Origin of the sequence: Sphingobacterium sp. UBA7249 (genome assembly GCF_002472835.1) — a bacterium.
GTDB lineage: Bacteria > Bacteroidota > Bacteroidia > Sphingobacteriales > Sphingobacteriaceae > Sphingobacterium > Sphingobacterium prati.
This window is the reverse complement of the sequence record NZ_DKST01000028.1, coordinates 389,729-413,327: the sequence shown is the minus strand read 5'-3', so window position 1 is coordinate 413,327 and position 23,599 is coordinate 389,729. Positions and strand designations below refer to the sequence as shown.

25 protein-coding genes are annotated in these 23,599 nt (G+C 40.8%); 17 read left to right on the top strand and 8 right to left on the bottom strand.

Translation table 11 applies throughout. The features are described from left to right. Positions 1–384: 384 nt before the first annotated feature. Genes B4A24_RS21245 through B4A24_RS21235 form a run of 3 tightly spaced genes read right to left on the bottom strand, consistent with a single transcriptional unit; the run spans position 385 to position 3,888 of the window. Complete coding sequence (locus tag B4A24_RS21245; RefSeq protein WP_293946974.1) at positions 385–2,586, bottom strand: TonB-dependent siderophore receptor; 2,202 nt, start codon at positions 2,584–2,586, stop codon at positions 385–387. Positions 2,587–2,599: 13 nt separating this feature from the next. Next, positions 2,600–2,764: a hypothetical protein gene (locus B4A24_RS21240; protein ID WP_293946973.1), complete on the bottom strand. Its 165-nt coding sequence runs from the start codon at positions 2,762–2,764 to the stop codon at positions 2,600–2,602. Further along, a complete protein-coding gene (locus B4A24_RS21235; RefSeq protein WP_293946972.1) occupies positions 2,761–3,888 on the bottom strand; it encodes a PepSY-associated TM helix domain-containing protein in 1,128 nt (375 codons plus the stop codon). The genes B4A24_RS21240 and B4A24_RS21235 overlap by 4 nt, the downstream gene beginning before the upstream one ends. Before the next feature lie 135 nt (positions 3,889–4,023). Between B4A24_RS21235 and B4A24_RS21230 the strand changes: the two genes are divergently transcribed. Then, a complete protein-coding gene (locus B4A24_RS21230; protein ID WP_293946971.1) occupies positions 4,024–4,176 on the top strand; it encodes a hypothetical protein in 153 nt (50 codons plus the stop codon). Positions 4,177–4,318: 142 nt separating this feature from the next. After that, entirely contained in the window at positions 4,319–4,726 is a 408-nt protein-coding gene (locus tag B4A24_RS21225) for a DUF5367 domain-containing protein (RefSeq protein WP_293946970.1), read from the top strand. Positions 4,727–4,879: 153 nt separating this feature from the next. Here the strand turns inward: B4A24_RS21225 and B4A24_RS21220 are convergent, their stop codons facing one another. Together B4A24_RS21220 and B4A24_RS21215 are read right to left on the bottom strand one after the other, a co-directional pair. After that, on the bottom strand, positions 4,880–5,824 hold the full coding sequence (locus tag B4A24_RS21220) for an aldo/keto reductase (protein ID WP_293946969.1): 945 nt from the start codon (positions 5,822–5,824) through the stop codon (positions 4,880–4,882). Positions 5,825–5,905: 81 nt separating this feature from the next. Continuing rightward, positions 5,906–6,379, bottom strand: a complete 474-nt coding sequence (locus B4A24_RS21215; protein ID WP_293946968.1) for a hypothetical protein — start codon at positions 6,377–6,379, stop codon at positions 5,906–5,908. Positions 6,380–6,462: 83 nt separating this feature from the next. Here B4A24_RS21215 and B4A24_RS21210 point away from each other — a divergent pair, with 83 nt between their 5' ends. The 15 genes from B4A24_RS21210 to B4A24_RS21140 all read left to right on the top strand — a co-directional run bounded on the left by B4A24_RS21210 (position 6,463) and on the right by B4A24_RS21140 (position 19,837). Then, a complete protein-coding gene (locus tag B4A24_RS21210) occupies positions 6,463–7,269 on the top strand; it encodes an SDR family oxidoreductase (protein ID WP_293946967.1) in 807 nt (268 codons plus the stop codon). A gap of 73 nt (positions 7,270–7,342) precedes the next feature. Further along, positions 7,343–8,254, top strand: a complete 912-nt coding sequence (locus B4A24_RS21205; protein ID WP_293946966.1) for a helix-turn-helix domain-containing protein — start codon at positions 7,343–7,345, stop codon at positions 8,252–8,254. Between the two features lie 68 nt (positions 8,255–8,322). Then, positions 8,323–8,901, top strand: a complete 579-nt coding sequence (locus B4A24_RS21200) for a TetR/AcrR family transcriptional regulator (RefSeq protein WP_293946965.1) — start codon at positions 8,323–8,325, stop codon at positions 8,899–8,901. Between the two features lie 37 nt (positions 8,902–8,938). Further along, on the top strand, positions 8,939–9,553 hold the full coding sequence (locus tag B4A24_RS21195; protein WP_293946964.1) for a GyrI-like domain-containing protein: 615 nt from the start codon (positions 8,939–8,941) through the stop codon (positions 9,551–9,553). A 48-nt stretch (positions 9,554–9,601) separates the two neighbouring features. Continuing rightward, a complete protein-coding gene (locus tag B4A24_RS21190; RefSeq protein WP_293946963.1) occupies positions 9,602–10,384 on the top strand; it encodes an SDR family oxidoreductase in 783 nt (260 codons plus the stop codon). An 86-nt stretch (positions 10,385–10,470) separates the two neighbouring features. Beyond that, positions 10,471–11,247, top strand: a complete 777-nt coding sequence (locus B4A24_RS21185) for an SDR family oxidoreductase (protein ID WP_293946962.1) — start codon at positions 10,471–10,473, stop codon at positions 11,245–11,247. Between the two features lie 27 nt (positions 11,248–11,274). Then, positions 11,275–12,279 carry a saccharopine dehydrogenase family protein gene (locus B4A24_RS21180; protein WP_293946961.1) on the top strand — a complete coding sequence of 335 codons (1,005 nt, stop codon included), beginning with the start codon at positions 11,275–11,277 and terminating at the stop codon, positions 12,277–12,279. Between the two features lie 20 nt (positions 12,280–12,299). Further along, complete coding sequence (locus tag B4A24_RS21175) at positions 12,300–12,770, top strand: nuclear transport factor 2 family protein (protein ID WP_293946960.1); 471 nt, start codon at positions 12,300–12,302, stop codon at positions 12,768–12,770. Positions 12,771–13,124: 354 nt separating this feature from the next. Next, a complete protein-coding gene (locus B4A24_RS21170) occupies positions 13,125–13,445 on the top strand; it encodes a MazG-like protein (RefSeq protein WP_293946959.1) in 321 nt (106 codons plus the stop codon). A gap of 146 nt (positions 13,446–13,591) precedes the next feature. After that, positions 13,592–14,167, top strand: a complete 576-nt coding sequence (locus B4A24_RS21165) for a Crp/Fnr family transcriptional regulator (RefSeq protein ID WP_293946958.1) — start codon at positions 13,592–13,594, stop codon at positions 14,165–14,167. Positions 14,168–14,272: 105 nt separating this feature from the next. Continuing rightward, positions 14,273–14,749: a DoxX family protein gene (locus B4A24_RS21160; RefSeq protein ID WP_293946957.1), complete on the top strand. Its 477-nt coding sequence runs from the start codon at positions 14,273–14,275 to the stop codon at positions 14,747–14,749. A 323-nt stretch (positions 14,750–15,072) separates the two neighbouring features. After that, positions 15,073–16,956, top strand: a complete 1,884-nt coding sequence (locus B4A24_RS21155; protein WP_293946956.1) for a serine hydrolase domain-containing protein — start codon at positions 15,073–15,075, stop codon at positions 16,954–16,956. Positions 16,957–17,014: 58 nt separating this feature from the next. Beyond that, positions 17,015–18,127 carry a helix-turn-helix domain-containing protein gene (locus B4A24_RS21150; RefSeq protein ID WP_293946955.1) on the top strand — a complete coding sequence of 371 codons (1,113 nt, stop codon included), beginning with the start codon at positions 17,015–17,017 and terminating at the stop codon, positions 18,125–18,127. Positions 18,128–18,218: 91 nt separating this feature from the next. After that, positions 18,219–18,911, top strand: a complete 693-nt coding sequence (locus tag B4A24_RS21145) for a hypothetical protein (RefSeq protein ID WP_293946954.1) — start codon at positions 18,219–18,221, stop codon at positions 18,909–18,911. A 20-nt stretch (positions 18,912–18,931) separates the two neighbouring features. Then, entirely contained in the window at positions 18,932–19,837 is a 906-nt protein-coding gene (locus tag B4A24_RS21140; protein WP_293946953.1) for a hypothetical protein, read from the top strand. 92 nt (positions 19,838–19,929) lie between these two features. Here the strand turns inward: B4A24_RS21140 and B4A24_RS21135 are convergent, their stop codons facing one another. From B4A24_RS21135 to B4A24_RS21125, 3 genes are read right to left on the bottom strand one after another with little or no spacing between them, the layout of a single operon-like run. After that, on the bottom strand, positions 19,930–22,167 hold the full coding sequence (locus B4A24_RS21135; protein ID WP_293946952.1) for a xanthine dehydrogenase family protein molybdopterin-binding subunit: 2,238 nt from the start codon (positions 22,165–22,167) through the stop codon (positions 19,930–19,932). Positions 22,168–22,220: 53 nt separating this feature from the next. Further along, entirely contained in the window at positions 22,221–22,874 is a 654-nt protein-coding gene (locus B4A24_RS21130) for a hypothetical protein (RefSeq protein WP_293946951.1), read from the bottom strand. 24 nt (positions 22,875–22,898) lie between these two features. Then, positions 22,899–23,369: a (2Fe-2S)-binding protein gene (locus B4A24_RS21125; RefSeq protein WP_293946950.1), complete on the bottom strand. Its 471-nt coding sequence runs from the start codon at positions 23,367–23,369 to the stop codon at positions 22,899–22,901. Between the last annotated feature and the right edge of the window lie 230 nt (positions 23,370–23,599).

The following is a 23,599-nucleotide window of genomic DNA, read 5'->3' as shown; positions in this document are numbered from 1 at the left end:
ACAGGTCAGTTTGTTGGCTATATCTACGAAGATAAAAATGGGAATATCTGGACTAGTTCGGACAGCATTGCCTGTAATTTATTAAAAAATATATTCGTCTTGACATAAATTCAACCATTTGTTCAGGATAATATGAATAAATTTGTTGGCATTAAACGCATTACGATGATTGAAAGAAGAGCAGCCTATTGGGACGGAAGAAGCGCTTCTAGGCCCTGCTATAACCACCGAAGGGCTTTTTATGTTGGAGGCTACAAAGAAATAAACGGATACGTGTTGACCTATTTTGCTAGAAAGCGAAATTTAGCACAGCATTGAATAGGAAAATATAAAAAAGGCCTCAGTTGTTATAAACTGAGGCCTTTTTTATGCGACAGGAATAGATTAAAATTTATAGCTAAAGCTTCCGACCACATTCAGCAAACGCTGCGCATTGGCCGTGGTATAGCCGATCCAATAGTGCTCATTGGTCAAGTTGTCCGCTTTCAGCCCAATTCTAAATTTCCGTTTATCGTAAAATGCATTGGCATTTAAGACAAAATATTGGGGCAATTCAAAAGTTCCAACCGTTGTATTAATAATCTTATTGGCACTGGCGTAGTTGCCGCCCAAGCCCACGCCTAGTCCTTTTAGGTTACCATCGACGAACTGATAGGTCGCGTTGAAGTTTGCCAACCAGGGTGAAGACGCCGTATTTGGCCTTTTGCCTAAGACAGTGGCATCGGTTGTTTCTGTAAATTTGGAGTCATTGTAACTCAGTCCCGCGATCAATGAAAACCCCTTGACGAGATAGGCATTGACCTCCAGTTCAACCCCACGGCTGTTCCGTTTCCCCATTTGCTGTTCCACTGCTCTTCCCTGTGTTGTATAGCCGATGGTCTGGAGAGTATTTTTTACATCAATATTATAGTAATTGACGGTGGCATTGACTTTTCCATGCCACAAATCTGCCTTAAATCCGCCCTCCCATTGATTTGCTTTCTCGGGATCAGAAAGTGAAAGATTAGAAGCCGTGTCGGAAACAAAATACCCGTTACTCATGAAACTGTTCTGGTAGTTACCAAATACGGAGAGCTTATCTTTAATAAGTTCATACACCAGCCCCAATTTCGGCGACCAAGCGCTCTGTGTATACGCTGGTGTCTCATTGGCTCCCTTTACCCCTCCTTTAAACTGAATACGTTCATACCGCATTGCCGTCATGATATTGAGCCCGGTGATCGGGGTAATAACATTGGAGACATAAGCACTATAGGTATTCGATTTATTTTTCAATGGCCATATCGAGCCGTCCCAAGCTGGCGTATTGCGAATCGAATTATAGTATTTCGTTACATAATCGGCATTAAAATTCGTATAATCCATGTCACCTGTAAAAGGGACAAAATCAATTACCCCAAAATAGAAGAACTGATCATTACGCGTACGCAGGTAATCCCCGCCGACAACAGTGCGGTTGCGCATGCCGGCGATATGGAAATCGAAGTTGAAGTTTTGCTGCACTTGCAGGTAACGCTGTTTGCTATCTTCGGTAGATTGATCTCCTCTATACAGACCGACCTCCTTGTCGTTCGCGTCGGCACCATAAGATTTTGTAGTGATGTAGAAATAGGGATTAAAGCCATTGGAGTAACTGTGGGCACTGTTGACAGCTGTCGATGATCGGATATGTTCATTGATCTTATAATTGACCTGTCCAAAAAGATTATTGGTACGCCCCTTATTATAAAGCCCCGATCCCACATAAGATTTTTTATAATCGAGGCCCGCATTTTCCAGATCTTTTATGCCCGAATAACCAAATTGTGAAAGTGGTCCCATGAGAAAAAAATTCTGTTCAGCTTGCGCTTTATTATCAAACAGCTCATATTCGACGTTCACATCCACTTTATCGTTCACCTTCCAGCTCAGACTGGGCGTAATTGCAAAATAGTTGTTGTGCACTTTCGAATTCTGGAAATTTCCTTCTGTAGTATAAGCGGTATTCACACGGAACAATATACTTTTGTCCTTTGTCAAAGGCGCATTGACATCGGCCTGTGCCCGGTAAAAATTATAACTCCCAGCCGACAACAGTACATTAGCAGCTAAGCTGTCATATGGTTTTTTGGTAACCCGATTGATCACACCGCCATAAGAAGTCACATTACTTCCGTACAAAGTCGCAGAAGGTCCTTTTAGCACCTCTATTTTTTCAATATTGACAGCATCAACCGTACCACTCACAGGTGCTACCAGCCCATTTCGAAGGGAATTGTTCGAAATAAAGCCCCGCAGATTGACAAAGGCCCCACCGTCACCGGCACGTCCGGTTGCATTCCACATCTTTTGTAAACCAGTGACATTCCGGTAGGCATCGTCCACGGTAAATATAAGTTGATTTTCCAGCGCTATCCGATCAATAGATGAATAGACCTGAGGATTTTCAATTGCCCTGAGCGGCATTTTATTCGTTGATACACCGTCTTTTTTGATGTATGCATCGATGATGACCTGATCAATCCGCTGTGTTTTAACAGAATCCTTTTGTTGCGCAAAGGCGGTAATACTTGATAATACAGAAGCACTTAGTATTAACTTCTTCATGGTTATAGTAAATTTATTTGTAATAATGTTTGATAACAAGGAATAAAGGGACCGATAACGCGAACCAGCCTAACCAATCCCATACCCCCTCTCCTAACAACGCGGCAATAAGTCCAAAAAGAGACAACAAAGCTAGCAGGATGGGCATCTCCCAAAGCTTTTGGAAAGATTTTTTCATGATACGGGCTCTTTAGAAATGAGTAACTGCTGTTGTTTTTCCGCCCGACGTCTAGCTAACCATAGGTATAGCCCTGTAATAAGAACTATAATGGTAAAAACATCAAAAACAGCCCATACAATTTTTAGAACTGGACCACCATAATTTCCGAAGTGAAGCGGTTCAGAAAGAAAAAGGGTATTGACGTACCAAGGCATTTCACGCGTATCCGTCACCGATCCGCTTTTGGCGTCAATCAACACGGGCCTCAGCAGCTTGGATGTCAGTTCTGTGTTTCCTCGCATGAAGACTGCATAGTGATGTTTACTCGTAAATGGCGTACCCGGATAAGCAATAACCGACACCTTCATATCCGTGATGGTACGTTCCGCCGCTTTCTTAGCTTCCTCCAGTGAACTGAAATTGCCCGTTAGGGGTTGCTGATTCTTATAAGGGGCAGTCATTTCGGCAAGCTGCCCTTGCTGCCAGAGGCCTAGGATAACGTCCGATAGCGTATTAATTACCCCTGTAAATCCCACCACAACCATCCAGGCCGTCAAGGCGATACCCAATAAATTATGCGTATCCAGCCATTGAAGCCTTTTGGACTTGTTCTTCCGCACCATGCCAAAATCATATTTTTTCATGATCGGACCGTATAAGACGATTCCCGAGATAATGGAAATCATAAATAGTATCCCCATTACTCCCAAGAACAATTTACCGGGAATCCCCAAAAACATATCTGTATGGAGTTTAAGAATGATATGCATAAGCCCATCCGTTTTTGGCGCGCCCAAAATTTCTCCTGTATACTCGTTCAAAACCAGATATTTGCTTTTTTCATAGGGTGCATCAGGTCTATCCACAACATCAAAAAGAATTTTGTTCTTTTCATTTTCATCCCAGAAGGCATACCGTACCTTTTCGTTGGGATACTTGGATTCTGCAATCTGCGCAAGCCTATCTAAGCTCAATTTCTGCGTTGTAGCGACCGCCTCTTTATTTTCTTCCAAAAAATGCTCGATCTCTTCATGAAAGATTAGCGGCAGTCCTGTCACACAGAGGTATAACAGGAAAATGGTACAGATCAGGCTCGTCCATTTGTGCCAATCGAACCAACGTTTAGCGGTCTTCAGTTTCATCGGTAGTTTTTTTGCAAATGTATTGTTTTTAATTAATCTAAATAGTAAAAAACAATATTTTTTATATCCCACCGCTAGGAAGAGAAAGAATAGCCCACTAACCGATTGAATTGTAACAGCTTATTTTTTAAAACAATGTCGTTTTATATAGATCCTCTAATTGTCAAAGTGACAGCGGAACTGGTTCTTTTATGTAATTATGAAGGATTGAGTTGCGATGAAATCACGCTGAAAAGAAAGCTCAGCAAATTACTTTCGGATCAACTCTGGACATGGAAAGCACAGTGACCAACTTATAAGACGACAGGACGTAAAAGTCCAGAATATTTACAAAAATTTCTGTAATTTCATCATCAAACATAGGGTTTTCTTGTAATTGAATTCCGAAAGTGGGGTTTAATGATTATTACCTTTATTCAAAATTTTGAAAATGAAAAAAACGCTTGTTTTACTAGTGCTTGCTATAGGATTTTTAATTTGGCTTTTTGCAACGTTGGCTTTTCGTTTTGCGGGACAGTTCTTTTTTATCACAGATTCAGCAGCCATACTTACTAGTTTATATATAGTTGTAATCCCTGCATTGATTTTGATTTCAGTCCTAACATTTAAAAGATTTAAACTTTCAGGTCTTGAAAATATAGTCGCTGGTGTGCTATTAGTATTACCAGGAATGGTTCTTGATACCTTCGTTATTCAATTTTTTGAACAAATCTACCCCAACATGCCGTCAAGCCAAGCTGCCACATTTGGTTCTTGGCTCATGTGGGCATACAGCGTAGTATTACTGACATCAATCTTTATTGGGTTGCGACAAAATAAAAGTCATAATAGGGGTTGAAAACACAGACACGGCTATGGAAAATAAAAGTTTCTATTAAGTACCATACTATCCAAGCTACAATGATATAACGGAAATTGCGCCATACCATGACTATCCATATTCCATGTTCCCATAATAGCGTAAACTTCTTTCTACTTAACGTGAATTTACTTATTTACTAACATCATTTAATAATATAATATCCTCAGAACTTAGTCTCACTTCTGGTGCTGCAAACAAAGTTTTAAGTTGGGATTCACTGGTTGCACTTACAATAGGTGCCGTCACCAACGGATTTGCTAAGAGCCAAGCCAAAGCAACAGATGTCTGAGTCACCTCATATTTCGCACTGATCTGATCTAATGCATTTAATACCTTTAATCCTTTATCATTCAAATATTTTCTCACCCCCTCACCTCTGGCACTCTTATTTAGATCATCTTCATTACGATATTTTCCAGTAAGGAAACCTGCCGCCAATGACCAATAAGTGAAAACACTCAAATCGTATTCTTTGACCAAATCAGCGTATTGAGTTTCAAAAGTTTCTCTCTCTAGTAAATTATAATGTGGTTGCAATGCCACATATTTGGGGAAATTGTTTTTTTCAGCAACCTCAAAAGACGCTTTCAATCTTTCCGCAGATAGATTTGAAGCGGCGATGTACCGTACTTTCCCAGCTTTAACGATTTCAGCATAAGCTTCCAAAGTTTCTTCCACCGGTGTTTTATTATCATCAAAATGTGTATAATAGAGATCAATATGATCTGTCTGAAGTCTTGCAAGGGATTGGTCAACTGATTTTAAAATATGTTTTTTACTGATATCATAACCGTGCTCTTTTGTTTCAGAGCCTACTTTTGTTGCTATTACCAACTCATTTCTATTATTGCGCTGCTTCATCCATTTTCCGATGATTTCTTCGGATTGACCACCTACTCCATTTACCCACCAAGAATAAGTATCAGCGGTATCAATAAAATTAAAACCCGCGGCTGTAAACTGATCTAAAATGTCAAAAGATTGTTTTTCATCCAAAGTCCAACCAAAAACATTTCCTCCAAAATTAATTGGTGACACCAAAAGGTCTGTATTTTTTATTTTTCTTTTTTCCATAACATTGATATTCTTAAACATTTAAAGTATAACGAATTTACCGAGGAATGATCGAGAATCAGTTTTAACAATTGCCATTTTTCAGTAAAAACTATATGTTGTCTTTAAAGTACGATCTTCAAAATAATGAGCCTTTGCAGCATCCGACTTTCGTTGTATGGAGATCAAAAAACCTTTTTCATCGTAACTCATTTCCAGCTCGCTTACTTTTCGCCCATTCCAAATATCTTCCATCAGTTTCAGATTTCGGTTTTGGTCATAGACATACTTTTCGGTTTTAGGATCAAGGGAAGATGCTGCATCGCTGAGTTGCAATAAAAGTCCTTCCTTGAATTGGTACAATTCCGATGGCGTTTTCTCGACAGCACAGCCATTATGTAGAAACAACACTGCCGGATGTCCTTTTACATAGTAATATGTCTTTTTTTGATAACAAGTATCTGGATTACCACTACGCTTACTAAAATTGAAATATTCGGTACGTTCTTCTGCCTCAAATTCGTTTTCGGTATAGTAACGATATTGCAAAGAAGAAAAATCATTATTCGCCGTCATTTCGACTTACAATATTCCATTTTAGATTAATCTCAGGCTTTTCGCAATGCTCACCTTTGTATAGTTAAATCAAACAAAGAAACATGAAAAAGACAATTTTCATTACGGGAGCCTCTTCAGGTCTAGGAAAGGCAACAGCTAAATTATTTCACACAAAGGGTTGGAACGTTATTGCGACGATGCGAAACGCTGAAAAAGAACAGGAACTTAAAGAACTTCCAAATGTAACCTTAGCAAAATTGGATGTTACGGACGGTTTGGCAATTCAAAATACAGTCTCATCTATTTTACAATCCCATTCTGTAGATGTCGTTTTAAACAATGCCGGTTATGGTCTGATAGGTCCGTTGGAAGCTTTAACCGATGAGCAAATAATGTCACAGGTGCATACCAATCTGCTAGGGGTAATTAATATAACCAGAGCATTTGTTCCTTATTTTAGAGAAAGGAAAAATGGAAGGTTCATCAATATAACCAGTACTTTTGGCTTATTAGGGTATCCAACCTGTTCAATTTATAATGCGACAAAATTTGCTGTAGACGGCTTTTCAGAGGGGCTGGCCTACGAATTGGCACAATTTGGAGTCAAAGTTAAAGTAGTAGCTCCAGGTGGAATGCAGACTGATTTTGCGGGAAGGTCTTTACAGGGCGGGATGCATAATGCATACTCTCAATTGGTAGCAAAAGTAAGTGAGGGCTATAGCGAGGAGCAACTCGCTAATTATACCAAGGCAGAAGACGTGGCGTCGATTATTTATGATGCAGCTACTGATAACAAAAAACAGCTCAGGTATATAGCGGGCAATGATGCTATTGATTTATACAACGAACGCTTAAAATTGTCACCTGAAGGGCAATTCGAAAAAATAAGTTCACAATTTATATTTTAACTTTGTTGTTTCTGTCAGATTTAACATCAATCTGGCAGAAACGACTTCTTTATGAATTATCTAAATTTGTACCATGAAAAAACAGCCTGTCATATTCAGTTCGCTATACCAATTGCATCGGGCAATGGGACAAGCGGCTCCGTCACATCCGCTTATCAGTATAATGAATTATGGAGATGCTGAGTTTGACCCAAAGGATTTTGAACAAGGTATTATACTAGACTTTTACAAGATATCTTTTAAGACGAGCTTTTCCGGAAAACTAAAATATGGCCAGGGATATTATGATTTTGAAGCGGGCGGAATGTCATTCATAGCTCCCGGTCAGTTATTAAAAATGCAGGACGAAGAAGCCGACTATAACGGGATGACACTTCACATCCATCCTGATTTTATTCGACATTATTCATTAAATACACAGATCAAACAATATGGCTTTTTTGCCTACTCGGCTGCGGAGGCACTTTATCTTTCGGAAAAGGAAAAAGCAACCATTCTTAGTGTTTACAGATTTATTCAGGAGGAACTAAGCGAACGTATCGATAAGTTCAGTCAGGATGTGATCATTTCACAAATTGAACTTTTGCTCAATTATGCCAACCGTTTTTATGATCGGCAGTTTCTGACCCGCAAGACTGTAAACAACGATATTCTTTCCAAATTGGAACAACTGTTGGAAAGCTATTTTACGGAGGACAAATCACTGATCAAGGGACTGCCAACCGTAAATTCAGTAGCAGAAAATCTTAATGTTACACCACGCTACCTGAGTGATCTACTTCGCAACCTCGTCGGCTTGAATACCCAACAATACATTCACGAAAAAGTAATAGAAAAGGCAAAGGAATATCTGGCAAAAGATGAACTTACCATCGCTGAAATCGCGTATCATCTAGGATTTGAACATCCGCAATCCTTCAATAAACTCTTTAAAAGTAAAACTTCCCTTTCTCCTTCAGCTTACAAAAATAATTTACTGAACTAGCTAAGAAAATTTAAATAATTAATTCTGAAATGAATGTTTCAGATATTTTCTTATCTTTGCAAAGAATCATGGCAAGAAATGTTGAATTTGACGAACAGTTAGCAGTTTCCAAGGCAATGGATGTCTTTTGGAGAAAAGGCTATAATGGCACCACAATGCGGGATCTGACCGAGGCTATGGGCATCAATAGCAGCAGCCTTTACAATACCATTGGAGATAAGCACGAACTGTTTATCCGCAGCATAAAGCACTACACTGAATCAAGGATGAAGGAGGCAGTAAAGCAGTTGGAGCCTATCAAATCCCCAATAAAGGCGATCGAAAAATTTATCCAATCGTCAGTTTATGTCATTACAAATGAACCCAACAGTTGTTTGGCCATTAAAACTACTTTTGAAGTAGCTGCTAGCGATGAGCAAGTTCAAAAAATCATCAAGGCCGATAATGAATTTACCTATAATCTTTTGAATGGTTTGGTGGAGAAAGCGATCCAAAAAGGAGAAATAAAGGTAAGCCGTGATGCGGCAATGCTGACGGACTATATCATCAATCATTTTAGCGGCTGGCACGAATTTTTTATCATCAACAAAGACAAAGACCGCATCAAGAATATGGCGACATTCCTGATCAAACAATTGAACCAATAATTTTTTTGTCCAAATTTGAAACAAATGTTTTAAAATTATGAATATACCAAATAAGTACAAAGAATATTTCTCAGCAAATGAAAAGCCAGAAGTAGTACAAATAGGCAAAGCAAACTATGTGTCTATTCTGGGAGAAGGAAGTCCCGGAACGACTATTTTCTATAAAAAGAAAGCTGCTATTAAAGAATTTGTTGCTGTACTGGAGGAGCATTATGCTGCAATAGATTTGGCATTTTCGAGCAACGTAGTAGAAATATTCTACTGGTTTGAGGAGGAAGAAGTGGGATATGTAGATATCGGAAATTTCTATACCACGGTAGATTTAGATCTGTTGAAGTACCGTATTGCGATCCGCATTCCAGACTTTGTAAAAGCTGAGGCCATTCAAGAGAGTGGGCAAAAAAGCAATCTCCCTTTCGCAAAAGATTTTGAGTACTTTACTTACAAGGCAGGGACTTGTGTACAGCTTTTGCACAAGGGACCTTTTGCAGGAGAATTGCAAACACTGCCTATTCTCCAAAAATTCGCTACGGAGAATGGATTTAAAAAATCCGGTATGCATCACGAAATCCACTTGACCCATTTTGAATTGGGACAAAGTCAGGAACACCTGCAAACCATCTTGCGTGATCCGGTAATAGAACAGCACTAATTTTTTTAAATAAATCTGAAACAAATGTTTCAATAATTACAATCAATAATGAAAAAATCATCAAAAGAACTATCGGGTAAAATAGCCTTGGTAACCGGTGGAACAAAAGGAATAGGAAAAGCCATTGCAGATAAGTTGGCATTCAATGGGGCAACAGTTGTGGTAACGGCACGAAAACCATCCGAAGAAGAAAACAGACATCATTTTATTGCGGCAGACCTGACCGACAGTAGCGCTATAACTGAGCTGACAGGAAAAATCATCGAAAAATACGGAACGTTAGATATCCTGATTAATAATGTGGGTGGTACTTCCTCTCCGGCAGGAGGTTTCCAGATGCTTAGTGACAATGACTGGAACAGGGATATCGAACTTAATCTTTTGGCTTCGATCAGACTTGATAAGGCTATCGTTCCAAAAATGATGGAAAAGAACTCGGGAGTGGTGATTCATATTTCCTCACTGAATGGCAAGATACCCTTGTACCAATCCAATTTCTCTTATGGTGTAATGAAATCGGCTTTGAACGCTTACAGTAAGACCCTTGCCAATGAAGTTGCCAAAAACGGTGTTCGGGTAAATACAGTCTCCCCGGGTATGGTCAAAACAACAGCTATGGAAACTTTTTTGGAAAGCTATGCACATACCATTAACAAAACCGTAGCTGAAACTTCACAACAGCTTATGGATAGCCTGGGTGGTGTGCCTATGAACCGTTTGGCCGAGCCTGAAGAAATTGCCAATATGGTGGCTTTTTTGGTATCGGATAGTGCGAGTTACATCACGGGAGCCAATATGCTTGTTGATGGCGGTACATTTCCGGCTGTTTAATTACCAGTTAGTTTAAGTATAGTACAAAAAAATAATAAGATCGGGAACATTGGTTTCGACAGATCATTCAATTAAAAAAAGATAAAATGGATAAGGAACTCATAGGGAAAGTAGCCTTGGTAACCGGAGGTACAAAAGGCATAGGCAGGGCAATCGCCGAAAGGTTGTTCGAAGCTGGAGCAATAGTAGTTGTAACAGCGAGAAGCCGCCCTACCGAAACGCAAACACAACATTATTTCATTGCCGCAGATCTTACTATTGCCAGTGAAACCGATAAAGTGGTTAATGAAATCAATGAAAAATTTGGGTCAATAGATATTCTGGTCAATAATATGGGCGGCTCTACAAGCCCATCGGGTGGGTTTGGCGCCCTTACCGATGAACATTGGGAAAATGACATGCAATTAAACCTTCAATCTGCCGTACGTATAGACAGAGCGATTCTGCCGCAGATGGTGGAAAAGAAAAGCGGTGTTGTCATTCATATTTCTTCAGTTACAGGCACGGTTCCTGTATATCAATCATTGGGCGGTTATGCCGTAGCCAAAGCTGCCCTGAATAATTACAGTAAAAGTTTATCTAAGGAATTTAGCCTAAAAGGGATCAGGGTGGCGACTGTTTCTCCAGGAATGGTAAAGACAGATACCATGGATGCCTACCTTCAATCACTCGCTGAAACATCGGGATTGAGCATAGAACAGGTAACACAAAATTTGATGGATAGCCTCGGCGGAATACCATTAGGAAGGATGGCCCTGCCAGAGGAAATAGCAGAACTGGTTGGCTTTTTGGTATCTCCAAAAGCATCCTATATCACAGGGGTAAATTATATTATTGACGGAGGGTCAAATCCATCATTATAATTCTTAATTCCTAAATAATATTAGCACATGGACAATAAGAAAAATAAGCTCCTGATTTATGGTGCAACCGGATATACGGGAAAAATCATTGCAGCCAGGGCAAAGGAGTTAAATATTGATTTTGAGATTGCAGGACGGGATCCCGATAAAACCCGAAAATTGGCGGAGGAATTGGGCGTAGATTATTACATTTTTGATGTAGATACCGATTACGCATGGAAAAAAGCATTAGACGGTAAACAGGCTCTAATAAATGCAGCTGGCCCCTTTAAATTCACTGCCGAACAAGCGATGAAAGCCTGCCTAAAAGCGGGTGTGCATTATTTGGACATCAGTGCTGAACTGGATACTTACCGATTGGCAGAGACGCTGGATGGAGAAGCCATAGCGGCGGGAATTCAGCTCATATCAGGTGCCGGGCTTTTTGTAAGCTACGATGCTCTGGTTGTACATCTATCAAAATTGGTCGCCGAACCTGAATATCTGAAAATAGGCTTCCGTCATTATGGAGGTTTCTCCAGAGGGTCCGTTTTAAGCAGTAAGAACATTGCTGAACTGGGCATATTAATCCGTAGAAATGGTGAGATTATTAATAATCCTAACCCACAGTCGAAACTGTTTTTGTTTGGTGAAGAGGAAGTGCAATGCATGCCGACGCCTCTGGGGGGAATTATCCAGAGCTATAAATCAACGGGAATACCCAATATTGAAGAGTTTTTTTCCTTAAAACTGCCTGCCAACGAACTTCTAGATTTAACAGCCGAAAACTTGCCCGATGGACCGACCAAGGAAGAACGGGCAGCGGGACGAAATGGTATTTCAGCTGAGCTTACCGGGAAAGAAGGGAAAATAATAAAAGCTTATGTAAATGCCCCTTCGGGGTATGATCTTACACCGCTTTCGGTAGTAGCAGTAGCACATCGCATCTTAAATGGTGATTTTAAAGTGGGCTATCAATCGCCAGGATCGGCATATGGTGAGGATATCATTAACGATATCCCGGATACATATTTAATCGACAATAATGCCTAACAAAAAAATCAAATTTAAAAATGAGCAACGAACAGCAAATCCATAATTTAATTGCCCGATACACACATTATGTAGATGAGGCCGAATTCGATAAGGTTGGAGATTTATTTGCCAACGGGAAAATTGTATCCCCAGGTAATGTAATGGAAGGTAAAAATGGGGTGACTAGCCAATTAAGCAAAAATTTGCAGGTTTATGCTGACGGAACTCTTCGAACGGCGCATTTAACTACCAACACGGTTTTGGATATTCAGGAGGATGCAAATGAGGCTACGGCAGTATCATATCTTACTATTTTACAAGCTGATGCCGAGAGAGGACTTTCTTTACAGCCAATTGCCGTGGGTCGCTACCACGATACTTTTAAACGTGTGGATGGACGATGGGAATTTTCGGTCAGAGAACTTATCATCACATTGGCCGGAGATCTTTCACACCATGCAACGCCAAATACTATCGATCCTCAAAAAATTGAAAACAGAGGGAAATAGGCTTTTGAAACATAGCTAAAAAATGTTTGTCAAAATGGCAACTAAACCTTCCATTTTGGCGAACTTTAACTTCACAGTTTAGTTCATCTTTGTATTAACATAAATTAATAACAATGAGTTATTGCAACTAGGGATTCAGCAATATTTTGATAGCTACTTTATCGGATACAATACCCATACCGAACTGGTAAAGCTGAAGATAATTGATGAAGTAAATGCTCAACCGGCAGTGCAATTCACAGGAGATTTTTCTGAAGGTAAAATTGGAGGTATCTCTGATTTTGAATTCAAGAAGGACAAAATAGTTTTTTTTAAGAGCAGATTTAATTCAATAATAATAATAATAATAAGGATATGAGTATAGATAATTTTGACGAAATCATTCGTCGCAGTATGGAAATTAGAAAAAAATACCACGAACTGGAGTTACTGCATCATGGAAGTGAATGGACTGTAGAAGAGGACACTCTGGCTTATTTAACAGATGCTGGTTTAGTAGGCCGAAACATTATGTCGCAACAACAACGTTGGCCCAAAGCCGGTTCTGAAGAGGAACTGGAACATAAACTTGGTGAAAACATTTGGTGGCTGATTGTATTGGCAGAAAGGTCTGGAATTGATATAAGGGAGGCCGTCAATCAATTTTTAAACAAAACGGAGGTTGTTTTAAAATGAGTATTGACCTCTCCCCGAATTTGGGAATGTCCTAAAGCTGAAAGTTCCGCTGTTAAATATTTTTTAAGTATATTGGAATTGTATAACAGCAGCTCAGTTTGCGTTAGGCAGGCTGATTTGGTCAGGCTAAAGCGCATCGTGCAAGAATGAAAATGGAACAAATAAGGAAATACTTTGAACAAACCATTCAACTTACTGACAAAGATTGGGTATTTTTTTCTTCAAAACTCATAAGACAGGAGTTTCCAAAGAAACAGCTTCTTCTAAAAATCGGACAAACGGAAAATTATCTTTCATTTATTGAAACGGGTATAATACGTTTCTATATTCCTAAAGATGAAAATGAACTAACTTTTGACTTTGTTTTTGACAATGATTTCATGAGTGGTTACAGCTCTTTTTTGACCCAAACCCCAGCTACTTATCAAATTGAGGCGCTTACAAACACCACGCTTTGGCGACTGACCTATAAAGACCTGCAAGCTGTTTATAACGAAACCGAAATCGGAAATATCATAGGACGACAAGCAAGCGAAAGTTTATTTATCGAAAAAGCAAAACGTGAACTTTCCTTATTGAACGATACAGCCGAACAGCGTTACCTTAATTTATTTACCGAACAACCAAAGCTGATAAAACAAATTCCTTTGAAATACATAGCTTCCTACATCGGTATCACCCCACAGGCTTTGAGTAGAATACGAAAACGAATTACGAAATAATCTCGCCCCAATTCATAAAAATTAAAAAATTAGTTGGGTAATTTCTTAACCCAAGTTCATTGCTTTCTTATTATAGCTTGTGTTTATTTGTATAAAAAAAAGAAAATGCCAGAAGCTGTTTTACCAATTGTATTTTTTATCTCATTGCTAATAATAAAGATAACCCGAAAAGAATTGCATTATGTATTATCGGCACGAATTGCAATGAGTGCAATGCTGATAATTACAGGAATTGCACATTTTGTTTACACCAAAGGAATGACAATGATGTTACCCGATTTTGTTCCTTATAAAGTGACAGTTATCTACAGTACAGGCATTCTCGAAATATTAGCCGCAGCAAGTATACTAATCCCCAAATTCCAAAAAGTTACAGGATGCTTGTTGTTATTATTTTTTGTACTAATTCTCCCGTCTAATATTTATGCTGCTCTGAATAAAGTTAATATGGAAAATGCAACCTACAACGGAGAGGGTATACATTATTTATGGTATCGGATACCATTGCAGTTTTTTTTCATAGCTTGGGTTTACTATTCATGCATAAAATCGTTCAAAAACAATTCTTATGACAACATTTAACGAACTCGCCCACTTATCCCTTTAGGAAAGGCAACATATTCCGTTGGCGACATATTACCCCGACTGTCACGCAGTCTAACATAATTATGGTCATCCATCTATTTTCAAGTAGTTTCCCTTAATGTGTGTCAAACAGGTAACAGTCCCATACCGCTATCTCGCCTCCATTTTCCAACTAAAAGAAATAATTTCCGCTAAACATCCGGACATAATACGGCTATTTATGTCTTTGGTGATTATTTGCGCTAACTCATCAATCCGTCTGGATGGAGACGGACAGGTTCAGGAAAGATCATTGCTAATTTGCCAAAAAGAAAAAGCTTATGATCAACTTAAAAACTTTCTATATCGCAATACTCATTGCGGTAAGTTATTTTACCGCAGCAGCACAGGTAAACTCCAAAACAAATTCCAATACCACCATAGCTCAGCTGCATAAACAGCTCGAAACCGTTATACAAAAGGAAAATATCCCGGGTCTGATGGTCGCGATTGTTAAAAATGACAGCATTCTTTATTCGGGCGGATTGGGCTATGCTGACCTTCAGAAACATCGTCCCGTAGATCAGCTCACCCAATTTCACTTTGCCTCCGTCACCAAATTTTTCGTGGCTATGGGCATACAACAATTGATTGCTAAAGGAAAACTTAAACTCAGCGACCGTATTCGCGATATAGCACCTGAAATTCCATTCAGCAATCGTTGGGAAGATACAGATCCAGTTAGGGTAGTTCACCTCCTAGAACATACGGCAGGCTTTGATGATGTGCAGCTCAATAGTATGGTAAACATAAGCGAAAAACCTCTACTTGGTATTGACGCGATCAAGGCTGTCAGCAATTCACTGACCGTTCGCTGGAAGCCCGGAACGATGATGTCCTACTCCAACCCGGGTTACAATGTACTGGGCTATATCATTGAAAAAGTGACGGACATGCCTTGGGATAAATATCTATACAAGCAGATTTTTTTGCCACTGAATATGCGCAATAGCTTATTTGATCGGAATGGAGCACGTAGGCCTAACTTCGCCATAGGTTATGATTTTCAAGATGGTGAATTCAGGCCAATGCCATTCTATCAGCCAGGTAGCAATGGAGCTGGAAGTGCACTGGTATCAAATGCCCATGATATGGCCAAATTTATGCTTTATCTGCTCAATGGCAGTGCCGATAGCACACTACTAAATAATGCCTATTTAAAGGACATGGAGACTATCCATAGTACTTTAGCCAGCCAGGCGGGATTACAGACTGGCTATGCCCTGGGAAATGATCTATTCCCGAATAATAAAAAGGTTAGCCTGCGAGGCCACAACGGCAAAGGGGAAGGTTTTGTATCCTGGCTATTTTTTAACCGTGAAGCTGGTCTAGCCTATGCCATAGCAGCGAACAGTGTAGTGAATATGTGGCCAATCTCACAGGCTATTGAAGAATTTCTAACAAAGGACATTGCCGCTCGAAAACCAGTCAGTCTACCGATAGATGAACAAAAAATAAAACCGCTATTAGGTTACTACCAATTTATGAATCCCAAAAATGACCGTTGGGAATTCTATAGGCGGATCTTTGGCGGTATTGAATTAAGGGAGATCAACAAGGATCGACTCCTCGTCAAAAAAGAGAATGGACAGATAGATTCTCTTGTCCATCTGGGCAATGGCATATTTCGCGCAAAAGATGATATTCTCCCTTCTTTTGTATTAGCCAAAGATTCCAATGGCCAACCTTTCTTTCAAGGTTATGGCAATAGTTTCTATCGAAAAGTGCCCCGGGCTTCCCTGTTAATACAAAAGATTCCTATCTATCTAGGTTTTTGTGCCATTTCGATTTATATGATCTTTAGTCTGGTGGGAATAGTGCTTACACTTTTTCGAAAAATGAACCTGATGGACCTCGGAATTCCTTTATTGCCAACAGTAGGAACCTGTTGTTTTATTGCGGCCTATCGTCTCATGGGATTGACAGACGCCAGTCACAAGGAGTTGTTTACTTCTTGTAATGCAACAAGTTTATCCATTTTCCTGGGCATGCTCTTATTTGCAATATTCGTTATCGTCAGTAGTTTGCTTCTCTACAAGCGTTGGTTTCAACTAACCCCGAGATGGTTGCGTCTGCTCTTAGCGCTCTGTAATTTCTTTTTATGCTACCTGGTTGCACTACTGTCTGTAAATGGCTGGATTGGTGTGCCGATCTGGATGATGTAGCTCCTTTTTGATTAATTATATTTAAATTCACAGTACAAGGATAGGTTAAATACAAACCATGGTCAACATACTCGATACTTTTCACGCTTTTTCAGCGGGTGCACTTTGGTTGCTCGGGACTTTAATCTTTATGGGGGTCAACAAAACAGGTCTCCAGTCCGACCGATGGCTGGGCACATACTATTTTCTGTTGGCATGCTTATTTACTCAGCTCTTTCTCGAAGGTTTTCATATCGACAACGAAGCGTTGATCCATGTCCTTGAACTACCCCGCTGGGCAACTCTCCCCTGCTTTTATCTTGCGGTTCATTACATGGTCAAACCGACGACACCGATTCGGTACTGGGGATTACATTTTGTTCCTTTCTTGGCTTTTCTGCTTCTTTCTGTTATTTACTTAATACCCGGGTTTTTTAATAGTCACATCCATCCGCCTCAATTACCACAGTGGATCATATTTGCCGTTAAATATTTCTTCTTTGCACAATGTATCTTTTACTGGCTTGCCTGTTACAGACTCTTCAAAATACATCAAAATAACATTCGACAGTTATCTTCTTACACGGAGAAGATCAACATGATCTGGTTGAAATATCTATTGATCGCGTTATTATTTATGATCGTTGTCCGTTTATTGGCGTTGGCTCATTTCGCCTTTAACTCCTTTGCACCAATACTCTATTTTATGGGCACAGTGGCACTTGGGTACGCAACTTTAACACAACGGTCAATATATACTGTTGAATCTACCGATAATCTGATTGATGAAAGGGATAAAACAATGAAAATTAAAACCGAAGAGCGGTTGACAGAACAACAGGTAGACACATTAAAAGAAAAACTCGTGCAGAAAACAATAGCTGAAAAGCTATATCTCGATCCGGGATTAACCCTCTCATCCCTCGCAGATCATATCGGCATCAATCCGCATGATCTTTCGTATATTATAAACAATGGACTGAGAAAAAATTTCTACCAATTTATCAATGAGCTCCGTACGGAAGAAGCCAAAACACTGCTATTATCGGCAGCGTCAAAGCGCCTCGATATGTTTGGGATCGCGATAAGTGCAGGCTTCAACTCAAGAACAACTTTTTATAGCAGTTTCAAAAAAGCAACCGGCATTACGCCGACAGAATATATGAAAGTCCATGGTAAACAATCAACGTAACGAGGGAAAGTGGAGTTTGTTCGATTGCATCCATTCGGACGTCTAGCCTATCAAAAAGACCTATTCTTGTATCATATCAACAAAAAAAATTATGATACAACAAATTAAACCAGGCATTCGCTCGAAAGCGATACGCCAAATTTCTAAAGCGACCTTTGGTCTACTAGTAGGAGCATGTTGCTTTTTAGCTTCCTATGATACATTTGCACAGACCAGCTCCGCAAGTGCCTCCCACCAGCAAAATCAGACTCCGCTGAAATCATTTCAGGGTTACTACCAGCTCCCCAATAAAGTAGCTTTCATTGCTTTCGACGAGCAAGATAATACGCTGCATGCGACACAGCTATGGGACCAGAAAAAAAGATATCAGCTCGTCCGCAAAGATGATACGCATTTTGAATCCAAAAACGAAGGCTATGCGATAGAGTTCTTAAAAAATAGCGCTGGAGATTTTAGCCAGGCCAAGATCCTGGGCAGAATTGTATGTGAGCGTGTACCATTTGACCCCAATAAAATTGCAAGTCTAACCACATCCCAACTGAAACAGCTTGCCGGAACTTACCTAATGGCCAACGACAACAATTTAAAAATTACCATAGAACCTTCGGCACAAGGCCTAACCCTTAAACAATTGTGGGACAACAAAACAATTTCATTTACCCCCCGCTCGGAACTTTTCTTCCTCAACGAAGATGGTACCTTTCCTTTGACATTTTCTGTTTCTAATGGAAAGGTGGAGCAGATGACATGCTTTGAAAAAGATCTTTGGCTGAGAGCTGATTAATAATCACAGAAAGAAATAGTATGAAAAGGATGATTGGCTGCTTATCCATTATACTGATGGGTATAGCACAACTAAAGGCGCAGCAGGTAGCTGATGAACAGTTTCATTATCCCATTACCGATCCGTACCATCGGGTCGGTAATGGGCCTCTGCTCCTATTTGACGAAGCACACAACAATCCGGTTACGTTGCGAGGAGCTTATGCTCCCTTTTCAGATCTCTTACAAGCTGACGGATATAGCCTCCGAAGTACCAAAGAGAAAATTAGTTTTGAGGGGCTGAAGGAGGCAAAAATATTCATCAGCGTAAATGCGTTATATGATCCAGAAAACTGGAGCCTGCCGGCCCGTTCGGCTTTTACTGATCAGGAAATCGATCTCCTCCGTCAATGGGTATTTGACGGAGGAAACTTATTTCTGGTCACAGACCATATGCCCTGTGGTGGTTCTATACAAGCTCTTGCCGCTGTATTCGGCATTCATGTTATTAATGGCTTTGCCCTACGCAAAGATGGGCAGCCCGAAATTTTTTCAAGAGATAGAAAAACACTTTTGCCCAATGAAATCACAGCTGGATCAGGTAAAGAAATAGACAGTATAATGTGCTGGGGCGGTACGGGATTTACAGTCCCTGCAACCGCACATATTATCTCGTTGTTGAACGAAGAATATGAGATTTATCTACCAAGCGATGCTAATCAGATAAAAAGGCCCATTCCAGATGATATTCCCCGGATACCGGGCAGAGGATTTGCAAATGGTGCTTATCTTCGGTTTGGCAAAGGAAGAATTGTGCTATTCGGGGACGGTGCTCCTTTTTCGGCACAACTCCATGGCATCAAAAGTAAAAAAAGGGGAATGAACCATCCTTCTGCTTACCAAAATGCACAATTTCTGCTTAATATCGTTCATTGGCTCGACCAATGAACGATCAGCAAATTCCTGATTTATAAATTATAGAAAAATTTCATGTCAGTTCCTATTATAAGGATATGTCAAAAAAGCTTAAAAAATCCAGCCTATACTGACGTCAACTGATTAATGAAGGGCTGATTGTAAAAACGTTTTCCTGTAGCTTGATACAATGCATTGGCTACCGCCCCAAATGTGGGCGGAAACGGTGGTTCGCCCAATCCGGTTGGATCCTGTTCATTTTCTACAAAATGTATTTCAATTTGCTGCGGAGCTTCATTCATCCGTATAAGCCGATAGGTTGTAAAGTTATTCTTCTGCGGGACTCCATCTTTAAACGGAAGCTCGCCATAAAGCGCATTTCCGATCCCGTCAACAATCGCACCTTCGGCCATGTTGGTCGCTGCATCCCTGTTCACCACAATTCCACAATCTATAGCAGCCACCACCTTTTCGACCTTTGGTTCATTATTGCTAACGACAAGGTCCACGACCTGTGCAACATACGAGTTGTGGCAAAAATAAGCGGACACACCACGATGAACACCCGGTGCTGTTTTACCCCAGTTCGATTTTTCACGAACCAGTTCCAGGACCCCAGCATAACGACTGGCGTCGTAGTCATTGCGTTTGCCCACTGGATTCGTTTTCGCCTTTTCCAATAATTCGAGTCGAAAATCAATGGGATCTTTCTTCATTTCCATGGCGAGTTCATCGAGAAAAGATTGCTCAGCGGCAGCAATAAAATTCGACCGCGGAGCACGGAATGCGCCGATGGTGATATTAGACGGAATCTGCCAGCCTTCGGCGAGGTAATTGTCGATTGCACCGGCCGGAAAACGATCCGCATGAATGGGTGTCTCGGGGATCCCTCCTGCCTTGATGTGAAGCGCCAGCAATTTATTGTCTTTATCCAAAGCTGCCCGATAGGTCGCACTGTAGGTAGGACGATAGATTCCGGCTGTCATTTCATCTTCGCGTGTATAAACAAGCTTGATCGGTGCGTTCAGATGTTTGGAGATTACAGCCGCCTCTATAAAATGATGTCCATACGCGCGGCGGCCAAAACCTCCGCCCATCCGTGCAAGATTGATCCGTATCTTTTCTTTTGGCAAACCAAGACGCTTGGATAAAGTACCGACCGTAAACTCAGGAGCCTGCAAGGGGCCATATAATGTAGCGCTGTCTAACGTGACATGAGCAAAGCAGTTGACGGGCTCCATGGTATTATGTGCTAGGAACGGTGCTGTATAGGTGCGCTCGATGATCCTAGAAGCAATTTTAAACGCTCCCTCGGGATCTCCATCTTTTCGGAGTATTTTGCCTGGCTTTTTAGAAAACTCTTCCATTTGCCTGCGGTGCACATCACTGCTCTCTAAACCTGCAGGGTAGGTCGCGTCGGTCATTTTTGCATTTGCTTGTCGCGGACTTCCTATTTTAAAAGTACGCCCGGGTTCTTGTTCCCATTCCAGCTTCAATGCTTTCTTGGCTTGCATGACTTCCCAGGTACTATTGCCTACAACAACAGCAAAACGCGTAAAACTGGTCGTATCAAAAGAGTTCTGTACGATATCTCCTGTGAGGGAGTCAATCACAAAAATTGATTTGATACCGGGCATTGACTTAGCCTCGCGATCATCCATTGATTTTAGCTGTAGCCCAAATGCCGGTGGATGCACAATCATGGCGATCAGCATCCCCTCAGTTTTATAATCCATACCGAACAGCGGTTTGCCTGTCAGTATGTTGTTCAGCTCAACGTTTTTCTTGGAGGTACCGACAATGCTGAAATCTTTTACTGCCTTTAATTTTACGTTTTCGGGCACTGGAATCTTGGCCGCAGCGGAAGCAAATTCTGCATAGCTCCCCTTTTTCCCTGTTTGTTTATGGTGCAAAATCCCTTGCTGCGTAGTAATTTCATCGGATGGGACATTCCATTGTGCTGCTGCCGCTAAGATGAGCATCTGCCTGGCTGTGGCGCCTGCCGTACGCAGTGGCGACCAGCCTTGCCGTATCGACTGACTACCGCCGGTAAATTGCCTTTTGAATCGCTCGGGATAAAAATCGGCCTGTTCGACGACAACCTGATCCCATGCGACATCAAGTTCTTCTGCCAGGATCATGGGCATGGAGGTTTTTACATTCTGCCCAAATTCTGGATTGGGATTGAATAGGGTGACTATGCCATCTTTGCTGATCTTGATATAACTATTTAATTCGTACGATTCTTCTGCTATATCGCCGACCTCTATGCCTGTAGCTTCTGCTGCGGCTGGCCAATGAAAATGCAGGATCATACCGCCTCCAGCAAGTAGGGCGACTTTCAGGAAGGATCTTCTTCCCATATTGTTATTAGCGCTGGTCATATCTTACCTTTCTAATCTGCAACATTGAAAAATTAATTCGAAGGTGCATAAGCACCATTTTTTAACCAGGTAATCCAGGCTTCCTTAAACTCTTTATGGCTTAATGGTGGTAATGTCCGCCCTTCCCCCGGTTGCCAGCCCCATTTTACCAGCTCGTCGTCGGCATGGGCTATTAACGCCTTCATATCTTTATTTCCGTTTTTTGTTGGATCCATGATTTGTTTTGCGAGCTCCCGTGGACTCTTTCCCTCGAAGACCATTTTCATGTCTGCTGGAGGAAGGTGCCAATTAGCGCTACCCGGAGGGGTATGCGTGCCTGGCGTATTTTCAGGCTGATGACAATTGGTACATTTCATCGTCAGGATTCCTTTCCCATCCTTCCCTCGCTGTGGAAACATCGTATGTAAATGGCTGTCATCCCCCTGTAAAGGCACATCGCCCGCCGGATGACAATTTACACATCGGGGACTGATCAACACGCTGTAAACTTTGGAAAATGCCGCAACGGATTTCACGCTGTCAGGCTTTAAAAAATCGTTAATCTTCTCGTCCTCTGCACTTAATGCTGTTGATCTGGAATTTGCAGCGATCGAAACCATGAATGTCATTATAATCGCCAAAACAGCTAATGCAGCCACTATGTGATAGGGCCGCTTTTCTTTTTTATCTCGGGTGTTATATCTCATAACCAGAATATTTTGCTCAAGTTTCTACTTCGTCCCTTGCTGAATCTCTGCAGCCAAATGTATGGCCTTACGGATCCGGAGATAGGTACCGCATCGACAGATATTACCGGCCATTGCCAGATCAATATCTTCGTCTGTTGGATTGGGGATTTCCCGTAACAGCACCGCCGCAGACATGATCTGACCGGACTGACAGTACCCACATTGCGGGACGTCAATCTGTTCCCATGCTTGCTGCAAAGGATGATCTCCCTTTTCAGAAATACCTTCGATTGTGATCACCTCTTTATCCGCCGCCCGATTTATTTTCGTCACACATGAACGTACAGCTTCACCATCCAGATGCACAACACAGGCACCACAAGCCGCAACTCCACAACCGTATTTGGTACCGACAAGATTTAAATGCTCACGTAAAACCCATAATAAAGGTGTCGATGGATCGACATCCAGCCTATGTTTATTGCCGTTGATTTTTAGATTTATAGTTGCCATGATTATCTCTAAATAAATGTCATAACTTTTTCGCTTATAAAAGGAATGTATTTAGGGATCGTTACCTTCCTTTTTTAATCACCATTATACAAATATGCTTCAAAAAAATTTGTTCTTTGTATATAAATTACTGAATTAACTACCAATATTACAGTTAGAAGTATAATTCTTACCAGATTGTTTTAAGAAGCACCGATATTGTATAAATTTAGCTTGGTGTAATTAATTAC